Genomic DNA, 2,500 nt, shown 5'->3' with positions numbered 1-2,500 from the left:
GTAGCGAAAGCGAGTCTGAATAGGGCGACAAGTATTGCGGATTAGACCCGAAACCGGGTGATCTATCCATGGGCAGGCTGAAGCTTGAGTAAAATCAAGTGGAGGGCCGAACCGTTGTAAGTTGAAAATTGCTCGGATGACCTGTGGATAGGGGTGAAAGGCCAATCAAACTCGGTGATAGCTGGTTCTCTCCGAAATATATTGAGGTATAGCCTCAGGAGTTGACTTGCGGAGGTAGAGCACTGACAAGGCTAGGGGTCTCACCAGATTACCAAACCTTATCAAACTCCGAATGCCGTAAGTTCTATCCTGGGAGTCAGACTGCGGGTGCGAAGGTCCGTAGTCGAAAGGGAAACAGCCCAGACCGTCAGCTAAGGTCCCTAAATCAATGCTCAGTGGACAAGGTGGTGGAGTTGTATAGACAGCCAGGAGGTTGGCTTAGAAGCAGCCATCCTTTAAAGAAAGCGTAATAGCTCACTGGTCTAACGATTCTGCGCCGAAAATGTAACGGGGCTAAGCATTGTACCGAAGCTACGGGATGCGTCTTTGACGCATCGGTAGGAGAGCGTTCTCAGATGGGATGAAGGTGAATCGGAAGGTTTGCTGGACTAATGAGAAGTGATTATGCTGGCATGAGTAACGTTAAAACGAGTGAGAAACTCGTTCGCCGTAAGACTAAGGTTTCCTGGGTAAAGCTAATCTTCCCAGGGTTAGTCGGTCCCTAAGGCGAGGCCGCAAGGCGTAGTCGATGGAAAACGGGTTAATATTCCCGTACCTGTAAGTGTGTGCGATGGAGGGACGCAGAAGGATAGATCAGCCGGCTGTTGGATATGCCGGTGCAAATGCGTAGGCTTAGGAAATAGGCAAATCCGTTTCCTTTTAAGGCCGAGACATGATGCCGTAACTTTACGTTTGAAGTGATTGATTCCATACTGCCTAGAAAAGCTTCTAAGTTTAGCACTTATAGACCGTACCGCAAACCAACACAGGTAGTCGGGTCGAGCAGACCAAGGCGCTTGAGAGAACTCTGGTTAAGGAACTCGGCAAAATGATCCCGTAAGTTAGCGATAAGGGATGCTCTCAATGGTGAAGTTATTTACTTTCCGAGCTTTTGAGAGCCGCAGAGAATCGGGGGGGGCGACTGTTTACTAAAAACATAGGTCTCTGCTAAGTCGTAAGACGATGTATAGGGACTGACGCCTGCCCGGTGCTGGAAGGTTAAAAGGAGGTGTTAGCGCAAGCGAAGCTCCGAATTGAAGCCCCAGTAAACGGCGGCCGTAACTATAACGGTCCTAAGGTAGCGAAATTCCTTGTCAGGTAAGTTCTGACCTGCACGAATGGCGTAACGATCTCCCCACTGTCTCAACCAGAGACTCAGTGAAATTGAATTACCAGTGAAAATGCTGGTTACCCGCGGTAAGACGGAAAGACCCTGTGCACCTTTACTATAGCTTGACATTGGGTTTAGGATTATCATGTGTAGGATAGGTGGGAGGCTTTGAAGCATGCACGCCAGTGTGTGTGGAGCCAACCTTGAAATACCACCCTTGATAATTTTGAATTCTAATCCAACGCCGTAATCCGGCTTGGAAACAGTGTCTGGTGGGTAGTTTGACTGGGGCGGTCGCCTCCCAAAGAGTAACGGAGGCTTGCAAAGGTTCCCTCAGGCTGATTGGAAACCAGCCGTTGAGTGCAAAGGCATAAGGGAGCTTGACTGTAAGACGGACACGTCGAGCAGGAACGAAAGTTGGTCTTAGTGATCCGGTGGTCCCGCATGGAAGGGCCATCGCTCATAGGATAAAAGGTACGCCGGGGATAACAGGCTGATCGCATCCAAGAGTTCACATCGACGATGCGGTTTGGCACCTCGATGTCGGCTCATCACATCCTGGGGCTGAAGCAGGTCCCAAGGGTTCGGCTGTTCGCCGATTAAAGTGGTACGCGAGCTGGGTTTAAAACGTCGTGAGACAGTTTGGTCCCTATCTACCGTGGGCGCAGGAGAATTGAAGAGGGTCTGTCCCTAGTACGAGAGGACCGGGGTGGACGAACCTCTGGTGTTTCTGTTGTCACGCCAGTGGCATTGCAGAGTAGCTACGTTCGGAAGGGATAACCGCTGAAAGCATCTAAGCGGGAAGCCTGCTTCAAGATTAGTTCTCCCTATGCGCAAGCATCTAAAGATTCCAGGTAGACCACCTGGTTGATAGGCTGGAGGTGTAAGTATAGCAATATACTCAGCTGACCAGTACTAATAAATCGTGCGACTTATCTTTCTTCTCTTCCCTATTAACTATATATTTATAGTTAATAACTTAAGGCCCTAATCGGCTAACTAAGTTACTAACAAAGAAATTTGTCCTTGCGACCATTGAGGAGGGGCCACACCCGATCCCATTCCGAACTCGGAAGTTAAGACCTCCATCGCCGATGATACTGCTAGGTAGCTAGTGGGAAAGTAGGTCGTCGCAAGGACTTTATTTTTAAAGAAACCCCGTACATAATA

The 2,500-nt window shown here is 49.2% G+C and carries 2 rRNA genes (1 of these 2 cut by a window edge); both read left to right on the top strand.

The window, feature by feature from the left end:
- Nucleotides 1-2,270 (top strand): 23S ribosomal RNA (locus tag B9N78_RS17925); it begins 664 nt to the left of the window's first position.
- Nucleotides 2,271-2,354: 84 nt separating this feature from the next.
- Nucleotides 2,355-2,469: ribosomal RNA gene (rrf, locus tag B9N78_RS17920) — 5S ribosomal RNA — on the top strand.
- Nucleotides 2,470-2,500 lie beyond the last annotated feature (31 nt).

The sequence above is a fragment of the Desulfovibrio gilichinskyi genome (assembly GCF_900177375.1).
GTDB classification, from domain to species: domain Bacteria; phylum Desulfobacterota; class Desulfovibrionia; order Desulfovibrionales; family Desulfovibrionaceae; genus Maridesulfovibrio; species Maridesulfovibrio gilichinskyi.
This window is presented reverse-complemented; position numbering and strand designations above follow the sequence as displayed.